Source organism: Selenomonas sp. ND2010 (assembly GCF_000702005.1).
GTDB lineage: Bacteria > Bacillota > Negativicutes > Selenomonadales > Selenomonadaceae > Selenomonas_A.
In genome coordinates this window covers 85908-104380 of the sequence record NZ_JNKI01000003.1, presented here as the reverse complement: position 1 = coordinate 104380, position 18473 = coordinate 85908, and the positions used below count along the sequence as shown (strand labels likewise).

The 18473-nt window shown below is 49.9% G+C and carries 18 protein-coding genes, 1 tRNA gene and 1 riboswitch; of the genes, 16 read left to right on the top strand and 3 right to left on the bottom strand.

Annotation, left to right across the window (positions count from 1 at the left end; genetic code table 11):
- Positions 1-2 precede the first annotated feature (2 nt).
- The 12 genes from purD to T504_RS0103230 all read left to right on the top strand — a co-directional run bounded on the left by purD (position 3) and on the right by T504_RS0103230 (position 12043).
- Complete coding sequence (gene purD, locus T504_RS0103275) at positions 3-1277, top strand: phosphoribosylamine--glycine ligase (protein ID WP_033169631.1); 1275 nt, start codon at positions 3-5, stop codon at positions 1275-1277.
- Positions 1278-1468: 191 nt separating this feature from the next.
- The gene (locus tag T504_RS0103270; RefSeq protein WP_072022699.1) at positions 1469-2902 is read left to right on the top strand and encodes an alanine/glycine:cation symporter family protein; all 1434 of its coding nucleotides are present in this window, start codon (positions 1469-1471) and stop codon (positions 2900-2902) included.
- Between the two features lie 29 nt (positions 2903-2931).
- Complete coding sequence (locus T504_RS14550; protein WP_197018675.1) at positions 2932-3081, top strand: hypothetical protein; 150 nt, start codon at positions 2932-2934, stop codon at positions 3079-3081.
- Positions 3082-3368: 287 nt separating this feature from the next.
- Positions 3369-3542: a hypothetical protein gene (locus tag T504_RS14545; RefSeq protein WP_156033462.1), complete on the top strand. Its 174-nt coding sequence runs from the start codon at positions 3369-3371 to the stop codon at positions 3540-3542.
- A 206-nt stretch (positions 3543-3748) separates the two neighbouring features.
- Complete coding sequence (locus T504_RS0103265; RefSeq protein WP_033169630.1) at positions 3749-4657, top strand: class I SAM-dependent methyltransferase; 909 nt, start codon at positions 3749-3751, stop codon at positions 4655-4657.
- Positions 4658-4686: 29 nt separating this feature from the next.
- Positions 4687-5853: a trans-sulfuration enzyme family protein gene (locus tag T504_RS0103260; protein WP_033169629.1), complete on the top strand. Its 1167-nt coding sequence runs from the start codon at positions 4687-4689 to the stop codon at positions 5851-5853.
- A gap of 16 nt (positions 5854-5869) precedes the next feature.
- Complete coding sequence (locus tag T504_RS0103255) at positions 5870-6841, top strand: PLP-dependent cysteine synthase family protein (RefSeq protein ID WP_051635181.1); 972 nt, start codon at positions 5870-5872, stop codon at positions 6839-6841.
- An 83-nt stretch (positions 6842-6924) separates the two neighbouring features.
- Complete coding sequence (locus T504_RS0103250) at positions 6925-7287, top strand: NifB/NifX family molybdenum-iron cluster-binding protein (RefSeq protein ID WP_051635180.1); 363 nt, start codon at positions 6925-6927, stop codon at positions 7285-7287.
- Between the two features lie 21 nt (positions 7288-7308).
- Positions 7309-8172 (top strand): radical SAM protein, encoded by an 864-nt coding sequence (locus tag T504_RS0103245; protein ID WP_033169628.1) that lies wholly within the window; start codon positions 7309-7311, stop codon positions 8170-8172.
- Between the two features lie 43 nt (positions 8173-8215).
- Positions 8216-9073, top strand: coding sequence for a nitrogenase iron protein (gene nifH, locus T504_RS0103240; RefSeq protein WP_033169720.1), 858 nt, complete (start codon positions 8216-8218; stop codon positions 9071-9073).
- 14 nt (positions 9074-9087) lie between these two features.
- Entirely contained in the window at positions 9088-10683 is a 1596-nt protein-coding gene (locus tag T504_RS0103235; protein WP_033169627.1) for a nitrogenase component 1, read from the top strand.
- Positions 10676-12043 carry a nitrogenase component 1 gene (locus T504_RS0103230; protein ID WP_033169626.1) on the top strand — a complete coding sequence of 456 codons (1368 nt, stop codon included), beginning with the start codon at positions 10676-10678 and terminating at the stop codon, positions 12041-12043. The genes T504_RS0103235 and T504_RS0103230 overlap by 8 nt, the downstream gene beginning before the upstream one ends.
- Before the next feature lie 61 nt (positions 12044-12104).
- On the opposite strand, the gene T504_RS0103225 is transcribed toward T504_RS0103230, so the two are convergent.
- A tRNA-Pro gene (locus T504_RS0103225) sits at positions 12105-12181 on the bottom strand.
- A 138-nt stretch (positions 12182-12319) separates the two neighbouring features.
- Positions 12320-12420, top strand: a riboswitch (TPP riboswitch).
- Positions 12421-12467: 47 nt separating this feature from the next.
- Between T504_RS0103225 and thiC the strand changes: the two genes are divergently transcribed.
- From thiC to T504_RS0103210, 3 genes are all read left to right on the top strand, one after another.
- Positions 12468-13775, top strand: coding sequence for a phosphomethylpyrimidine synthase ThiC (gene thiC / locus T504_RS0103220; protein WP_033169625.1), 1308 nt, complete (start codon positions 12468-12470; stop codon positions 13773-13775).
- A 120-nt stretch (positions 13776-13895) separates the two neighbouring features.
- The gene (locus T504_RS0103215; RefSeq protein ID WP_033169624.1) at positions 13896-14276 is read left to right on the top strand and encodes a universal stress protein; all 381 of its coding nucleotides are present in this window, start codon (positions 13896-13898) and stop codon (positions 14274-14276) included.
- A 67-nt stretch (positions 14277-14343) separates the two neighbouring features.
- Positions 14344-14790, top strand: coding sequence for a CBS domain-containing protein (locus tag T504_RS0103210; protein WP_033169623.1), 447 nt, complete (start codon positions 14344-14346; stop codon positions 14788-14790).
- Positions 14791-14831: 41 nt separating this feature from the next.
- Here the strand turns inward: T504_RS0103210 and T504_RS0103205 are convergent, their stop codons facing one another.
- Positions 14832-15884: an AI-2E family transporter gene (locus tag T504_RS0103205; protein ID WP_033169622.1), complete on the bottom strand. Its 1053-nt coding sequence runs from the start codon at positions 15882-15884 to the stop codon at positions 14832-14834.
- A gap of 128 nt (positions 15885-16012) precedes the next feature.
- The gene (locus T504_RS0103200) at positions 16013-17089 is read right to left on the bottom strand and encodes a M48 family metallopeptidase (RefSeq protein ID WP_033169621.1); all 1077 of its coding nucleotides are present in this window, start codon (positions 17087-17089) and stop codon (positions 16013-16015) included.
- A 189-nt stretch (positions 17090-17278) separates the two neighbouring features.
- On the opposite strand from T504_RS0103200, the gene T504_RS0103195 reads away from it, so the two are divergent.
- On the top strand, positions 17279-18304 hold the full coding sequence (locus T504_RS0103195; protein ID WP_072022698.1) for a nucleoside/nucleotide kinase family protein: 1026 nt from the start codon (positions 17279-17281) through the stop codon (positions 18302-18304).
- The last annotated feature ends 169 nt before the right edge of the window (positions 18305-18473 follow it).

Here is an 18473-nt window from a genome sequence, read left to right as displayed (position 1 = left end):
CGATGAATATTCTTGTTATTGGTTCCGGCGGCCGTGAGCATACGCTGGCTTGGAAACTTGCGCAGTCGCCGAAGGCCACGAAGCTTTATGCGATTCCTGGTAATCCGGGCATGGCTGAGGTGGCAGAGTGCGTTAGTGGCATTTCTATCACCGATAATGATGCGGTGGCAGTTTTTGCCAAGGAAAAGCAGATCGACCTGGCTGTGGTCGGGCCTGAGGTCCCGCTGACCAATGGCCTTGTCGATGCATTGAATGCAGCTGGCATCAAGGCTTTTGGTCCGACGAAACTGGCGGCAGAAATAGAGGGGTCGAAGGCTTTTTCGAAAGGCTTGATGAAGAAGTATGGCATCCCGACGGCTAAGTACGAGGTGTTCACGGAAGCTGATGCAGCCCGCGCCTATATTGAGCAGGAGGGGGCACCGATTGTCATCAAGGCCGATGGCCTGGCTGCCGGCAAGGGCGTAATCGTCGCTATGACGAAAGACGAAGCCCTGGCGGCCATTGCGGACATCATGGAAGACCAGGAATTCGGTATGGCTGGCAGCCGTGTCGTCATCGAAGAATTCATGGAAGGCGAAGAAGCATCGCTGCTCTGCTTTACCGATGGCAAGACCATCTGCCCGATGATAAGCTCGCAGGACCACAAGCGCGCTTATGATGGCGATAAAGGCCCGAATACAGGAGGCATGGGTACCTATGCGCCGGCTCCAGTCATGACAAAGGCTATGGTTGATAAAGCTTATGAGACGATCCTCGTGCCGACCATCCAGGCGATGGAGCAGGAGGGGCGTCTTTATAAAGGCTGCCTCTATGCTGGCCTTATGATCACGGCTGAAGGGCCGAAGGTCGTCGAGTTCAATGCGCGCTTTGGCGATCCGGAGACCCAGGTCGTCCTGCCGCTCTTGGAAAGCGATCTGGTCGATATCATGCTGGCCTGTGCCGATGGCAACCTGGCCGGGCAGGACATCCAGTGGAGCGATGGCGCAGCTGTCTGCGTGGTCATGGCATCGGGGGGCTATCCGAAATCCTACCAGAAGGGCTTTGCCATTGCAGGCCTGGCGGAGGCCAAGGCCGCCGGTACGGAAGTATTCCATGCCGGTACAGCGGAGAAAGACGGCCAGATCGTCACGGCGGGCGGCCGCGTGCTCGGCGTCGTCGCCAAGGCTGACGATGTCAAGACGGCTGTGGATAAGGCGTATGCTGGCGTCAGGGAGATATCCTTCCAGGATGCGTTCTACCGCAATGACATCGCACATCGCGCTTTGGAACGGCTCTAAAAATTAGATACGTAACAAGTATGTTTATTTTTGTATACTTGCTATAACTATTTACAACTTGACAACTGTCTATTATAATTAATTATATAGACGTCGATGATGGACGCTCTGAAGTCTCCTTGGGGACTGCAGAGCGTTTTCTGTATCTAGGTATGATGTGTGGAAAATGTGTAGACAAGCTGGAGGGTTTTATGGATTTTGCAAAACTGATGGCTGACATTAATGATTTTGTCTGGGGACCCATCATGCTGGCCCTATTGGTTGGGACCGGGGTGTTTTTGACCATACGATTGAAGTTTTTGCCATGGCGCAATCTGGGCTATGCAATACGGATGATTTTCCGGCAGAAAAAAGAACATGAAGGGGATATTTCGCCATTCCAATCGCTGATGACGGCGCTTTCGGCCACGGTGGGAACTGGCAATATCGTCGGCGTGGCGACGGCGATGGTTCTGGGGGGGCCTGGGGCGCTGGTATGGATGTGGATTAGTGCGGCCTTTGGCCTGTCGACGAAATACGGGGAGTCGGTGCTGGCAGTCAAGTACCGTGAGACCAACAGCGTTGGGGAAATGTCCGGCGGTCCGATGTACGCGATGAAGAACGGCATCAAAAACAAGTATGTTGGTCGGGGATTGGCTGCATTATTTGCATTTTTTGTCGTTGTCTCGTCCTTTGGTATCGGCAATATGACCCAGGCCAATTCTATTTCGGCGGCACTTCATACGAGCTTTGCAATTCCTTCCTGGCTGACAGGTAGTGTCGTAGCCATACTGGCTATGTCGGTATTGCTGCGCGGTATTCGCAGCATCGGCAAAGTGTCCAGCGTCGTAGTTCCTTCGATGGCAGCCTTTTATTTTGTGGTCGCCGTCATTGTGATAGTGGTAAACTTTGCGGCAGTGCCAGCAGGGGTGGCGGAGATGTTTCGCATGGCCTTTTCCTTTGATTCAGTGGCTGGCGGCGTCGGCGGCAGCATTGTAGCTTCGATGCTCACTTCCATGCGTTGGGGGGTAGCCCGTGGCGTATTCTCGAATGAGGCCGGCCTTGGTTCGGCACCAATTGCTGCGGCAGCTGCCCAGACGGATCATGCTTCCCGGCAGGGCTATGTCAACATGACGGGCACCTTCTTTGACACGATGATTGTCTGTATGCTTACGGGACTGGTCATCGCTTCTTCGGGGGCTTTAGGTACCGTTGACCCGGAGACAGGCAAGTTGGTATCGGGGGCACAGCTTACGATTTTGGCCTTTAGTTCGGTGTTTGGGGAGTATGCCAAGCTGATTGTATCGGTGGCGCTGGCATTGTTTGCGTTTTCGACGATTCTTGGCTGGGAATACTATGGCGAGAAGGCGTTGGAGTATCTCGTGAGCAATCGCAAGGTTATCATGGGCTATCGTGTTTTGTTCAGCTTGATTACCTTTGTGGGGGCTACGACGGCGCTGGAGGTTGTGTGGAATTTCTCGGATACGATGAATGGTTTGATGGCAATACCAAACCTTATCTGCCTGCTGTGGCTCAATAAGGATATTGCCGATGAGTGTTTTGAATTCCAGAAAGTGGTAGTAGAACGGGAGAAAAAGGGGGAAGACGTTGATTATCCGATTGACTCAGAAGATTTACAGATTTGAGCTGGGGAATCGATGATGCATAATCTATTTTGGCGAATTGGCTCGATGGTTTTGGCAAGGCGACATCGCTGCCCCTTTCGGCGCGGTATCTTTCCGGTCAGGCTGTGCGGCTGAGCCAGGAGAGCTTGATAAACGACGCGTTGTATCGTGGGGGGAGCAGCAGTGGTGCTTTTATTTGATTGTTTTTTTCGAAAAAGGGTTGACACTGTGAAAACCCTGTGATAGTATAAAGCACATACAAAACATATCTGATTAATTAAAACAACCGGACATTCGGTAGAACATGTTTTGTATGTTGAGAATTTAAAATTGAAGCGAGCAGCTGATTATACAAATAAAGGCTGGATGGCATGATGATGCCGTCCAGCCTTTTTGTTATTCACTCATTTGTGAATCTGCCCATTTGCAGGCAGCGGCTTCAAAAAAGGATGCCAAAGGCATTAAAGAGAAAGGGAGGAATGACGACATGACAACGACGGCAATCGCGCGGATTTATTCCGCATACCAAGGTGGGGCTACGGATCTGATGATCGCTCCGGAGGCCATGTGCTGTATGGGTTATTGGTACAGCTGCAGAAACGGCGGACAGAAAAAAGATATCCGTGAGAATGCCATGCGTTCATTCGCAGTTCCGTTCTGATGGAGCCCGCTGACAATCTGGACAGGTACCGAAAAGACTTTTGGTGCAATTGCCTTTCATTTGGGGGATTGCACCGGAAAGTCTTTTTCTTTACGCAAATTTAGCTTTCTTTGAGGGGGATGGATTATATGAAATGTGTTTGTATGGTTACCGCGAAAACGAATAGCAGAAAATATGAGCGAATGTGCAGGTAAGGAGGGATGGATATGATTGCCGCGCAGGAGAGTATGACGGCGAAGCTTTGCTCCTTTGCTCGGGCTTACCATTCGATGTTGGGGAAGAACAAGATATTTGATGACTATCTGGCCTACGACATCATTGGGAAAGATGAGTATGATAAAATCGGTGATTTGCTAAAGGGGAAGGCAGCCAGTGATGGATACCTGCCAAGGTATGGATTCGAGAGTTTACAGGTCTTTGATGAGATGGACCACTATTTTTCGCCAGTAGCGCTTTCGCGTATCGCGTTTGCTGAGCGGGCGTTGGAACGCTTTGCCAGAGGCAGGGCGGAATGTCAGTATGTAATCTGCGGAGCAGGGATGGATACCTTTGCTTTTCGCAATACCGACGAGATGGTGCAGATTTTTGAATTGGACCATCCCGACACACAGGCCTATAAACTCCGCCGCATCCATGACTTGCGCTGGGAGATACCGCGAAATACCCACTACGCGGCAATCGATTTTGAACGGGACGACTTGGGGAAGACCCTGCTTCGAAGTGGCTTCCACCCGTATGAATCCTCGTTCTTTTCGTTGCTGGGGGTGTCTTACTATCTGACACCGGCAGCTTTTCGCGAATTTGTGCGCAGCATTAGCATCCTGGCATCACCAGGAAGTCAGTTTGTATTGGATTTCCCCGATGAGTCGACCTTCCAACCGGATTCGGCTTCGCGGGTACGTAGGCTGACGGAGCTTACCGAACGTCTTGGCGAACCAATGCGTCACGGCTTTTCCATCGATGAGATGCGGGAGATTCTGAGCGCCGAAGGTTTTGTCATTCGCATCCATGAAGCGCCGGCTGACATACAACGGCATTTCTTTGCGGGGCGCACCGACCAGCAGCAGGCAATGGAGAACATCCACTTCTTATTGGCGGAAAAGAAACGAAATTAAAATTTTAACAGGAAAGGAACAGCGGGATTATGAGTTATCAATCGTTTCATACAGCTTTGATACATGGTGGTATCTATGGTGATTCAAAAACTGGTTCGGTGAATGTACCGATTTATCAGACTTCGACCTTTGAGCAGGATGGGCTGGGAGAGCTGCGGGAAGGTAAATGGGAATATGCTCGTACCGGAAATCCTACCCGGGCGGCTTTGGAAGCTTTGATTGCGGAGTTGGAGGGTGGTGTGGCTGGCTTTGCCTTCGCTTCGGGGATGGCGGCTATCACCGCCGTGTTGAGCCTGTTGCAGAGCGATGCCAAGGTAATTCTTTCCCGCAATGTCTATGGTGGAACTTTCCGCGTACTCGATAAGGTATTCAGCCGGTTTAATCTGCATTATGCCATCGAGGATACGACGAATCTGGTGGGGCTAGAGAAGCAGCTTACCCCCGATGTGAAGGCGATAATCCTTGAGAGTCCGGCAAATCCCTTATTGACGATAACGGATATCCAGGCGGTGGCTGCCAGGGCTCATCGTCATGGCGTTCTGGTTATTGTGGATAATACCTTTATGACGCCATATTTGCAGCGGCCCTTGGAATTGGGGGCAGATATTGTCGTTCACAGTGCAACGAAGTACCTGGGAGGACACAGCGATTTGGTGGCAGGCTTAGCGGTGGCTAAGACCAAGGAACTGGCCGATAAGTTGACTTTTATTCAAAACTCTACCGGTGCAGTGCTCGGTCCCCAGGATTCGTTTTTACTGGTGCGAGGCATCAAGACGTTGGGGGTTCGGCTTGACCGCCATGTGGAAAATGCCGAGTTTTTAGCCGATTGGCTGCAGGAGAATGAGGCCGTAAAGACGGTACATTATCCGGGACTGCCCATACATCCTGGTTTTGAAATCAACCGGCAGCAGGCGAAAAATGGCGGGGCGATGATATCCTTTGAACTTACCGAGGAATATGACATCCGGAAATTCTTTAAGGCACTGAGGCTTATCGCCCTGGCAGAAAGCCTTGGTGGTGTGGAAAGCCTTGTCTGCCATCCGGCATCCATGACCCATGCGGCAATCCCCAAGGTGATTCGTGACCGCATTGGCATCACCGATAACCTAATCCGGCTTTCGGTGGGAATTGAGGATAAGAATGATTTGCTGGTGGATCTTAGACAGGCGATAGAATCCAGCAAGATTGTAAAGTAGAAAGGAGAACCCGCTTATGCATTATTATCACTCCATGCAGGAGCTCATCGGGCATACGCCGCTCGTTGAGCTGACACATTTTGATTTGCCGGCGGGCGTCCGGCTGTTTGCCAAATTGGAACTTTGGAATCCGGGAGGCAGTGCAAAGGACCGCATTGGAAAAGCGATGATTGAAGATGCGGAAAAAAGAGGACTTTTGCAGCCCGGTGGCACGATTATCGAAGGAACCGCCGGAAATACCGGCTTAGGAATTGCTTTTGCGGCACTAAACAAGGGCTATCGCGTTATCTTTGTGGTGCCGGAGAAGTTTTCCGCTGAGAAACAGACTCTGATGAAGGCTTTGGGGGCAGAGCTGGTGCATACTCCGCGGGAAGGCGGGATGCTGGCAGCGGTAGCCAAGGCGGAACAGTTACGAGGTACGATACCGGGAGCCATTACCATGAAGCAGTTTGAAAATCCGGCTAACCCGCGGGCACACTATGAAACTACGGGCCCCGAGATTTTTGCTGACCTTGATGGGGCGGTGGACTTTTTGGTATCTGGAGCGGGAAGCGGTGGCACTTTTTCGGGCATCATGCGCTATCTCAAAGAAAAGAATCCGGCGATACAAGGGGTGTTGGCAGACCCCTATGGTTCAATTATTGGAGGAGGGGAACATGGTGATTACGAGATTGAAGGCATTGGCAACGACTTTATTGCCACTACGATGGAGACATCGTTTGTCGATTCGGTTTATAAGATTGCGGATGAAGAAGCATTTGCTGGGGTTCGTTATCTCGCTGCCCGGGAGGGTATATTTGCCGGCTCTTCGACAGGTGCGGCTCTGGCCGCTTCCTTAAAGCTCGCCCATTCCGGCATTACCGGCAACATTGTGCTGGTGGCCGCGGACCGGGCGGAACGGTATTTTAGCAAACATATCCTGGCGCAGCCGGAAGCAGTGCCGGGAAACTTGTGTGAAAATAATTCCATAACCAGATTGTATGCATAAACCAGTTGATGATAGAAAATCAAGGCTGGGCGGCAGAGGGGAATTTTGCTGCCCGGCTTTTTTATAGAAAGCGAGGTGATTATATGTCGTATCGTATTGCGTTGGCTTCCAGTGATGGGCTACATATCGACCGTCATTTCGGTCACAGCGATGGCTTTGTCATCGTGGCAGTGGAACCTAGTGGAAATTTTGTCGAGCAGGAACGACGTCAGGCGAAAGCACCATGCCAGCATGGTTTTCATGACGCAGGAGCAATGCAGGCGGCGGTAAGAGCCTTGCGTGACTGCCGCTATGTGGTGGCGGAAGCCATTGGCCCCGGGGCACAGAAGGCCTTGGAACAGCAGGATATCCTGCCCCTGGAGATTGAAGGCGCGACGGTGGCTCAGGTGGTTCAGAAAATCTACGTGTATGAGAAGAATAAGCAGCGGGCAAGTATCCGTGCTTGAGGAAGGAAAGGGCGTAGCGCTATGGATGCAAAACGAGTAAAAGAAATACACCCATGCTTTGGCGCAAAACAGAACCGAGGACGTATCCATTTGCCGGTATGTCCTGGTTGTAATCTTGCCTGCCGGTTCTGCGACCGAAAACTAAATGATGTCGAGAATCGGCCCGGGGTGACAACAAAAGTTATCGAGCCGGAAGAGGCAGCAGGGTATGTAGAAAAAGCCTTGCAGTTTTGTCCGGAACTCAGTGTAGTGGGGATTGCGGGGCCCGGTGATACGTTGGCCTCGGACCGGGCCTTGGAGACCTTCCGGTTAATTGGTGACCGGTTCCCGCAGCTTCTAAAGTGCATGAGCACCAATGGATTGCTGTTAGCTGAGCGGGCCGAGGAGGTAATCGCGGTCGGCATCGATACGTTGACGGTTACGGTCAATGGCGTTGATCCGTCTATTGTGGCCAAAATCATAAATGGTCTGGTCTATCATGGCCGGCGTTATGAAGGGGAGGAGGCAGGTCGTATTCTAATCCGCAATCAGCTGGAGGGTATCCGAAAGGTGGCAGAAGCTGGTGTGGTGGTCAAGGTAAATACGGTACTGGTGAATGAAATCAACCGGTTCCACATTGGTGAGATTGCCAAAGCGGTCAAGGCGGCAGGGGCTTCTATTTACAACATCATTCCCTTGATTCCGCAGCACGACCTTAAAGATTGTGAAGCACCTAGTTGTGTGGATCTGGCGGTGGCGCGGAAAGAGGCAGGAGAATACATCGATGTATTTCGGCACTGCCAGCATTGCCGGGCTGATGCTGTAGGGATCCCGGGGAAAAGCAATTTCAGTCAGCAGGTCTATCAAGGGATGCTGGCAATCAAGGAACCCTTTTCTCATGGCTGAGAAAGATGCAGAAACAGTTATCGATAAAAAGGAGAGATTATTTATGGCAAATGAAAGCTTACGTCAGATTGCAATCTATGGCAAAGGGGGAATCGGTAAATCCACGACGACGCAGAATCTTACGGCGGGTCTTACGGAACTGGGGAAACATGTCATGGTGGTGGGCTGTGACCCTAAGGCGGATTCGACCCGGCTGCTGTTAGGCGGCTTGGCCCAGAAGACTGTTTTGGATACCTTGCGGGATGAAGGGGAAGATGTAGAGCTTGACAGTATTTTGAAAGAGGGCTTCGGCGGGACGCGCTGTGTGGAGTCAGGTGGTCCGGAACCGGGGGTGGGCTGCGCTGGCCGTGGCATCATCACTTCAATTGGCTTGCTGGAGCGGCTGGGTGCTTATACCGATGATTTGGATTACGTATTTTATGATGTCCTTGGCGATGTGGTTTGCGGTGGTTTTGCCATGCCGATTCGCGAAGGCAAGGCCAAGGAAATCTATATCGTTGCCAGTGGTGAGATGATGTCTCTGTATGCGGCCAATAACATCTCAAAGGGGATTGCCCGTTATGCGAAAAAGGGTGGCGTGCGTTTAGGGGGGATTATCTGTAACAGCCGCAATGTCGATCGGGAAATCGAACTTTTGCGTGCCTTTGCCAAGGAATTGGGCACGCAGCTCATTCACTTTGTACCCCGTGACAACATTGTTCAGCATGCGGAAATTAACAAAAAGACGGTGATTGAATACAAGCCGGAGGCCCATCAGGCAGATGAATACCGTCAACTGGCCAAAAGCATTGAGGATAATGAGAATTTTGTAATTCCTACGCCCATGACCCAGGAACGGCTGGAAGAAATCCTGCTGGAATACGGCTTGATGGATAATGTAGAAGACGATTATCGCATTTGAAGGGAGGACGTCCTATGCCAAAGAAGATAAATCTGGATATGGCCTCCGTAGAACCGCGGGAACAGCGCCTGGGGACGATTATCGCCTGGGATGGCAATTCGGAGGAATTACATGAGCAGTCCGGGTATGAACTGCGCGGACAAAAGGAGCGGGGCAGGAAAGGATGCGGCGGTAATTGCCGTCTTTGTGAATTGAGTGGCCCCTTCACTCAGGGGGCGGTTTGTAGCGAGCAAATGGTGGAATGCCAGGCTGGCAACGTGCGAGATGCTGTGCTGATTCAGCATTCCCCTATAGGCTGCGGCGGCGGACAGGTGGAATATAATGCCATCTATCGCAATGGCTTGGCAATGCGGGGCTACAAGGTGGAAAACATCCGCATTATCAGTACTAACCTAAAGGAAAGTGACATGGTATTTGGGGCCGCCGATAAACTGCGCCAGTCCATCGATGACGCTTGGGAACGGTATAAACCCCAGGCAATCTTTGTGGCGTCTTCCTGCGCTACGGGAATTATCGGGGAGGATATCGAAAGCATAACCGATGAAAAAGAAGCGGAGCTGGGGATTCCGGTAGTGCCCTTGGCTTGCGAAGGTTTTCGTTCCAAGCATTGGAGCACCGGTTTTGACGCTACGCAGCATGGAATTTTGCGGCAGATTGTACGCCGCAATCCTCAGAAAAAACAGGAAGACTTGGTCAATGTCATCAACCTCTGGGGGTCGGATGTGTTTACGCCGCTGCTCAAGAATTTGAATCTGCGGGTAAATTATGTTGTGGATTTGGCTTCCGTTGAGGAGTTGGCTCAGATGTCGGAAGCGGCCGCTACGGTGGGGTTCTGCTATACGCTGTCCTCTTATTTGGCTGCGGCACTGGAACAGCATTTTGGCGTGCCGGAGGTTAAGGCGCCGATGCCCTATGGCTTTGCTGGTACGGACGCTTGGTTGCGGGAATTGGCGCGGGTCACTCACCGGGAAGATTTGGTGGAACCCTTTATCCAGGCAGAACACGAACGGGTTAAGCCCCGGGTGGAAGAGCTGAAGAAAAAGCTTAAGGGCGTCAAAGGATTCGTGGCTACCGGTTCGGCCTATGCTCACGGCTTGATCCAGGTTATGCGGGAACTGGGGATTGAAGTAGATGGTTCTTTGACCTTCCACCATGATCCGGTCTATGATAGCGGTGATACCCAGGAGGATTCTTTAGGGTATTTGAATCAGCACTATGGCAAGGTCAGCAACTTCCATGTTTCGAATCGCCAGCAGTATCAGCTTTACGCATTTCTGCAGCAAGTCAAACCGGATTTTCTGCTTATCCGTCATAACGGGCTGGCACCATTGGCGTCGCGGCTGGGGATTCCGGCAGCGCCGTTGGGGGATGAGCATATTGCGGTAGGATATGATGGTATGATAAATCTCGGCGAGACCATTTTGGAAATTTTAGCGCATAAAAAATTCCACGATGATATCCGTAAGCATGTAAAACTGCCCTATAAAAAATGGTGGCTGAAACAGAAGGATGCCTATATTCTGGCCAAACATCCGGAATTGATTGAGGATGACGAAGAGGCAGAAGGATATCGTGCAGAGGAAAGAGTGGAGGTTGGTGCTCATGCCTAAGACAAAGAAAGATAAATGCAAACAGACAAATTCCATCAATCAAGTGCGTTATGGCTGCGCGTTGGGGGCGTTGCATTCGGTTACTGCGATTCCGGGAGCCATGCCCATTACGCATTGCGGCCCAGGCTGTGTTGACAAACAGTATATGAGCCTGGCCTTCTATAATGGCTATCAGGGCGGCGGTTATGCTGGTGGTGCTGTAACCCCCAGCTCGAATTTGCAGGAAAAAGATGTGGTGTTTGGCGGTGCTAAACACCTTGATCAGCTGATAGCCGCCTCTTTGAAAATCATGGAAGCGGACCTGTTTGTCGTGCTCAATGGCTGTATTCCCGAAATTGTAGGTGATGATATTGGCGCTGTGGTGGCTCGTTACCAGAAAAAAGGGATTCCCATTGTTTCAGCGGAGACTGGCGGTTTCAAGGGAAATAATTTTACTGGTCATGAGATTGTTACCGAAGCCGTCATCGAACAGTATGTGGATAAATTTGCGCCGGATAAGACAACCAAGAAGAAAGGCCTGATAAATGTCTGGGCAGAACTTCCCTTCCAGAATACTTTTTGGCGAGGAGATCTAGCGGAGTTGAAACGCATCCTGGAAGGTGCGGGATGGCAGGTAAATATTTTGTTCGGCTATGGCTCGGCTGGGGTGAAAGAATGGCTGACCATACCCAATGCGGAATTTAATCTGGTAGTAGGACCATGGCTGGGGCTAAAAACGGCAAAATTGTTGGAGAGGAAATACGATCAGCCCTATCTCCATTTGCCAATCCTGCCCATAGGAGCCAGGCAGGTAGGGGAATTTTTGCGGTCGATTGCTGCCTTTGCAAAAGAGAATGAGGTAAAGACGGAAGCTTTCATCAAACGTGAGGAAAAGGAATACTATTATTATTTGGAATACTTCACGGATTTTTATGCCGAGTATTGGTGGGGACTGCCGGCTTCTTATGCGGTTGCCAGCGATGCGACGTATAATCTGGCTCTCAATAAATTCTTGGTCAATCAGTTGGGACTTATCCCGGCTAAACAGATTATCACCGATAATACACCGGAGAAATATCGGGAGGCGATTCGTGAAGAATACAAACAGTTGGCTGATGATGTATCGGCGGAGGTAGATTTTATCGAAGACGGGTATCTCGTCACTCAGGCAATCAAGCAGGGAGAATATGGACATAAACCGCCGATAATTTTTGGTACCACTTGGGAACGGGACATTACGAAAGAGCTTAACGGGCACATCGTGGAAGTCAGCTATCCGGTTTCCTATGATGTGGTCATCAATAAGACTTACATTGGTTATCGCGGGGCCCTTACGCTTTTGGAGAAAATCTTTACGACAGCCATCAGTAAATCGGCATAAGCAGGGCATGAAATTAAATACAAAAAAGCCAGCAACCGAAGTTGCTGGCTTAACTTTTCAATGGTCGGGATGACAGGATTCGAACCTGCGGCCTCTTCGTCCCGAACGAAGCGCGCTACCAAACTGTGCCACATCCCGTGAGTACATGAAATATTATACGCAGAATAGAAGGAGTTGTCAACACTTTTTTATAATTTTTTTCGTTTTTTGCCAGAAAAAATTTATGGTTGCATTAATTGGATGTATTTGCTACACTGTTATCGTCAATTGTATATTTTTATTCACTAGGGGCGCAGGCTTGTCCTGCTGAGAGACTTATGTCGACCCTTGGAACCTGTTGGGTTAAGACCTGCGTAGGGAAGTGAGAGGCAAATAATACCGCTTAGCTCTATGCTGGGCGGTTTTTCTTTTAGGAGGTAATGATATGGCAACGCAGATGCAGCTGGCACGTGAGGGCAAGATTACTGATGCAATGAAACAGGTGGCTTTGGATGAACACCTATCCCCAGAGGTGATACGCGCCGGGGTAGCAAAAGGGGTTATTGCAATTCCTTGCAACATCAATCACAAGGGGCTGAAACCCCGTGGGGTAGGGGAAGGTCTGCGGGTAAAAGTAAATGCCAATATTGGTACGTCCAGTACTTATCCCAATGTGGCCCCCGAACTGGATAAGCTGGCGGAAGCGGTCAAATGCGGTGCGGATGCTGTCATGGACCTTTCCACGGGCAATAATATTGACCTGTCAAGAAAAGAAATCATCGAACATTCTTCGGTCATGGTGGGAACCGTACCTATCTATCAGGCTACTGTCCGGGCAATTAAAGAGCATGGGGCAGTGGTAGAGATGACTGAAGACGACCTGCTGGAGACGATTGAGAAGCAGGCAGAAGATGGAGCTGACTTTATGACGCTGCACTGTGGTGTGACATTGTCGGCAGTAGAACGCATGCGCAAACAGGGGCGCATCATGGATATCGTCAGCCGGGGCGGGTCTTTTATCGCTGGCTGGATGCTTCACAATGAGCGGGAAAATCCTCTTTATGAGCATTTCGATAAGATTCTTGATATCTGTGAAAAATATGATGTGACGCTCAGTCTGGGAGATGGTATGCGTCCTGGCTGCACCGCCGATGCTACGGACCGAGGGCAGCTGACGGAGCTCATTACGCTGGGCGAGCTCGTCGATCGGGCTTGGCGCCGCGGTGTGCAGGTCATGGTGGAGGGGCCGGGGCATGTCCCTTATGATCAGATTGCAGCGAATATGAAACTGGAAAAACGACTGTGCCGCAATGCCCCTTTCTATGTGTTAGGCCCGTTGGTAACGGATGTGGCGCCGGGGTATGATCATATTACCGCGGCAATCGGCGGCACGCTGGCTGCGGTAAGCGGTGCGGATTTTCTTTGCTATGTGACGCCGGCTGAACATCTGGCTCTGCCGACGATTGAAGACGTCCACACCGGTGTGATTACCTCGCGGATTGCGGCCCATGCAGCGGATATGGTGCGCGGAGTTCCGGGAGCTGTAGAATGGGATCGCAAAATGGCCGAAGCGCGCAAGATTCTCGACTGGGATGCACAACTGGAACTGGCTATCGATCCAGATTTAGCACGGAAAAAACGCGGGGAACGAAATAAGGCTGGTGAAGAAGCTTGCTCCATGTGTGGCGACTATTGTGCGGTTAAGATTATCAGCAAGTATTTTGATAAACCGCAGTGTCCCTGTAGCGATTAATCCAAGGGGAATGTTCAGAGAAAACAATTGAAAAAATTCTGTCTAAAAGCAGGAATCATCAGGAAAAATACCGAATACTAAGGTATAAACAATAAAACAGACTCGCAGGGAGGTTTTATTATGGGGAAAATCAAAAAAATCCTGGTTCCGGTTGATGGTTCGGTCAACGGTTGCAAGGCGGTAGACGAGGCAATTTTCTTTGCGGAAAAGTGCCAGGCGGATCTGGACTTTGTCTATGTAGCCAGCAATATCAATAAGGACATTCCCAGCCATATCGTATTTGACCGCATTTGGGAGAAGATTCCGGATGATCTCCGCGCTGCGAAACATGTAGAAACGGGCAATATTCCCAAGGCCATCATTCGCGTGGCCGGACAGGAACACAGCGACATGATTATCATGGGCAGCCGCGGGCTCGGACTTTTCAAAGGGGCCTTGATTGGCAGTGTCAGTCAGAAGGTTATTGAGGAGTCGCCGATTCCCGTTATGGTCATTAAATAAGAATGTCGGCAGCTGCCAGTGGTTTTCCGCTGGCAGTTTTTGCTAGGGACGAAGCGAGGTGCGTATCATGCTGGTAAAAGAAATCATGACCAAAGAGGTGATTACCGTTCATCCGGAGGCATCAATCCGGGAATTGGCGGAGCTTTTGATTTCCAATCGGATATCGGGAGTACCGGTGGTGGATGCGGCAGGAGAGCTTCGCGGTATTGTCAGCGAAGGGGATTTGCTCCGCAAAGAGGCTGCGCCTGAGGCCCCTGATGAACTATGTATCCTTGGAGCAGTAATCTACTATAATGGCCTGACGGAATATCGGGATGCTTTCCGGAAGTTTGCCGCACTTACTGCTGAGCAGATTATGACAGAAAAGGTTATGACCGTCAAAGGGGAAGATGAGGTTGGCAAGGTGGCCAAAATCATGTTGAACAAACATATCAAACGGCTTCCGGTAGTGGATGATACCGGTCATTTGGTCGGCATTGTCAGTCGAGCAGATATTGTGAAGATGTTTTTGTAAATATAACAAATGGCTGTACCGAAAAATGGTACAGCCATTTGTTATATTTTGGGATTTTTTTGTGCAAGCCAGCGCGAATTTTTTTTGTTTTCCAATTGGCGCAGGCGATGTTCGTAGATGTCTTCAATGACCAATTTGCAGATGACGATGAAGGGGACAGCCAGGAACATGCCGGGGGCACCAAGTAGTTCTCCTCCGAGAATAATGCCGAGAATAATGGCAATGGGATGGAGGTTTAGGGATTTACCAATCATTGTGGGATAGATGAAGTTGTGATTGATTTGTGTGAGCAGCAGGTAAAAGCCAGCAGTCTGTAGGGCGATAAATGGATCAACGGTGGCCGTCAGTAGGATTCCAAAGGCAGAAGCGACCGTGGGACCCAATACAGGGATGAACTCGCAGATGCCGGAAACCATGGCAAAGACTGAAGCATAGGGGAGATTCCGCAGAGTAAAATATAGGAAGACAATCACAGCAGTAATGCAACAGATGACGAGCTGACTGAAAATGTAGGTACGCAGAGCATTTAAAATGCGGTTAAAAAGTTTCAAGACACGTCCGGTATCCTTTTGTGGGAAACGGGTAGCAAGGTACTGTTTGATTTCTTCGCCGTCTTTGAGGAGATAAAAGGTCACAAAGAGGATGATGACCATGTCGATGATTTTGTTGAATAGGGACAAAAGAACGGTTAGAGAGGATTTTAGGGCATCGACACTGGTGGATTTCAGCTCCGCCCAGACATTATCCAGTTCGGTATTAAGAAATTCGGATTCCTGCAATAGTGGAACGTTCTGAATTTTTTCCGTCAGTTGTGGGAAATCGGTAATGAAGTGAGAGAAGGTCGGGACAAAGCTGCTGGAGACTAATGCCAGCAATAGAAACGTAAAGCTGACAAAAGCTATGAGTACAATTCCGGCGGCTAAGGCGCGGGGCATTTTTTTATTCAGGCAGTTTACTGGTGGCAACAAGAGAAGTTGCAACAGCAGGGAGATGAAGATGATAAAGGCCAGTTGCGGCATATACCAGAAGGTGGATAACAAAATGGTAAAGGTAATACCTAACAGGATGGAAGTGCGATAATCGCGTATTTGCATGATGATGTCCTTTCGCATGACTGCATTACGTATTTGTTACCATTATATATCAGTCGTACAAAAAAAGGAAAGCGGTTCATTTTGAACGCTTTCCTTGAGAGACTTCATTGCCTATCGCCACTGGTCATTTATTTGATTTGGTTGAGGCGGGCAGCAAGCGTCGATGCGGGTTCGTCGCCTTCGACGCAGGTCATGATGGGTTGGGCGCCAAGCATGACGGTATTGCCGCTGGCATAAGCAGCACTGCGGTTATGGCCATTATGATAGGCGGCACAGAGGTTGCCCATGACGAAGTAAGCACGCTCACGGGCACTCATGCCGCCAGCGGCTGCCGGTGTCGTGAATACTTTGGTGTTGACCTTTATGACGCCGTCTTTGTTGGTAACATGTCCACCGCTGTAGGTGGTAAGTTTTTTGGAATAGGCATCGCGGCGGTTATCGTTGGAAGGATGGTCGGATATAAAGGCCTGGATGCCAGAAGGATTGCTCTTCGAAAGGTCCATTACGCGCTGCCATACGGCGGCTGTGGCACCGGGGTTGTAATTCGTGTGGATGATGTAGTCAAAAGCCAGTGCATCAGCCTCGCGTTCCATTGGTTTCGTAATGTTACGATTATTTACGACGGTTGCCATGATTGCACCGGCAGTGGTTCCCGTTGCTGAGCCAAGAATCGCCATGTTGAGTGACCGGCGGGCACCCTTTGCCGGATGGTCTTTTTGACCGTGGCCGAGCTCGTGCCCTAATACGACAGCAATTTCATCTTCGTTGGTAAGTACATTATAGAGCCCCGTATTGACGCTAAGGTTGTGTCCTAAGGTGCAAAAGGCATTGAAGCTGGTTTCGTTGTTGATGAAATAATTATAGGGCTTTTGATAAATGGATGGATCGACCGCACCGATGGCTGCCGTGAGATTGGTCATGATGCGGTCAAGCTGCTGGTTAAGAGCCCAATCATTGTTGACGCCGTACTGTTTTTTCATGGCTTGGAAATATTCCTGACGGCCTTCTTCGGTATCGTTGTATTTGTGCAGGGTTTTATTGAGTTCGCTGCGAGCTTGTATTCCGCCAATTGCCGCACCTAAAATGCTGGCGGTACTGGCTTCGGCCGGAGTCGGCATAAAGACTCCCGCAGCAGTCGTTGAGGCAATAATGCCGGCAGCTAGCAGGCTGGTTATTTTTTTACGGGATTGGAACCGGGTAATCATACTATCAACCTCCGTTATATATATCAATTGCTATCTTCAATTATAACAAAAATAGGTTAGAAAAAAGTATGAAAATTCTAATGAACTTCTTAAAACTCAGGGAAGTTTTGCCTATGGCAAAACTAGAACATTGGCGGTATAATGCAAGAAGAGTTTGCTTTTACCAAAGGAATGATAGGAGGAGAAAATATGGGGGGGAAAGTGTGGCGAACCTGCCGCCTTACAATAAATGGCCTGGGGCATAAGGTACAATACAATCAGGCGACAATTGATAATCTGTTTGTTCCATTCCTGCGTCGAATGACCAAAATGCAACAAGGGGTAGGAAAACGTTTGGTGATTTTTTTGGTAGCGCCTCCGGGAACTGGCAAATCCACGTTGGCACTGCTGTTAGAGCAGCTGTCCTTGACGGATTCATCTCTTGAGCCCGTGCAATCCATTGGCCTCGATGGGTTCCATTATCATAGCGATTACATCCGCAATCATCATGTGGAGCGCAATGGCGAAAAGATTCCTATGGCGGCGGTAAAGGGATGTCCAGAGACTTTTGACGTGGAACACCTTGTGGAAAAGCTCGAAACGGTCCGCATGGCAGATATTCGTTGGCCGATTTACGACCGTTCGATTCACGATGTCGTGGAGGAAGTCGTAAAGATTCGCCGCAAGATAATTCTATTGGAAGGAAATTGGCTGCTGTTAGGCGAAGACCCGTGGCAGAAAATCCGCAGTTATGCGGATTATTCGCTGTTTATCAGTGCAGAGCCGCGTGATTTGAAAGAGCGGCTTATTGCCCGGAAAATGGCCGGCGGCAAATCGCGGGAGGATGCAGAGCGGTTTTACCGGGAAAGTGACCGTATCAATGTGGAACGGGTGCTCAAAAAGTCCTGGCCGGCAGATGAAACTTGGCAGATGCTTGGCGATGGGGATTACCAGCTGAAGGGGAAAATTATGCCGACCAATATGGTGGATCGGAATGCTTTGTGGAAAAAGCCGAATGTCTCAATCGAGAGCAGTTTGCTCGGGGGAATCAATCGCCGTATGGGGGTAGAGCAGGGAAATAATGGTGCTTTATTCAAAAATGGTTATGCGGAAGGCTTATCCGCAGCCCGCCGTACAATCCTGCGGAAATTGTACTTGGATGGGACAATGAGCAGTAAGGCTATTATGGAGACGTTTGAACTGACACCGGAAGAATTGGCGGATATCTTGAAATAAAAGGTGGAACTGCCCTCTTGGGTAACAATAAGAGGGCAGTTCTTTTTACGTGCAAATAGGATTGAAAACATTTTCAAAACGTGAAAACACGAATAAACACGTTTTTATTATACTATAATCATAACAAGGGGAAAAACAATTAGGGGTCTTTACTGGAAGAAAAAGAAAG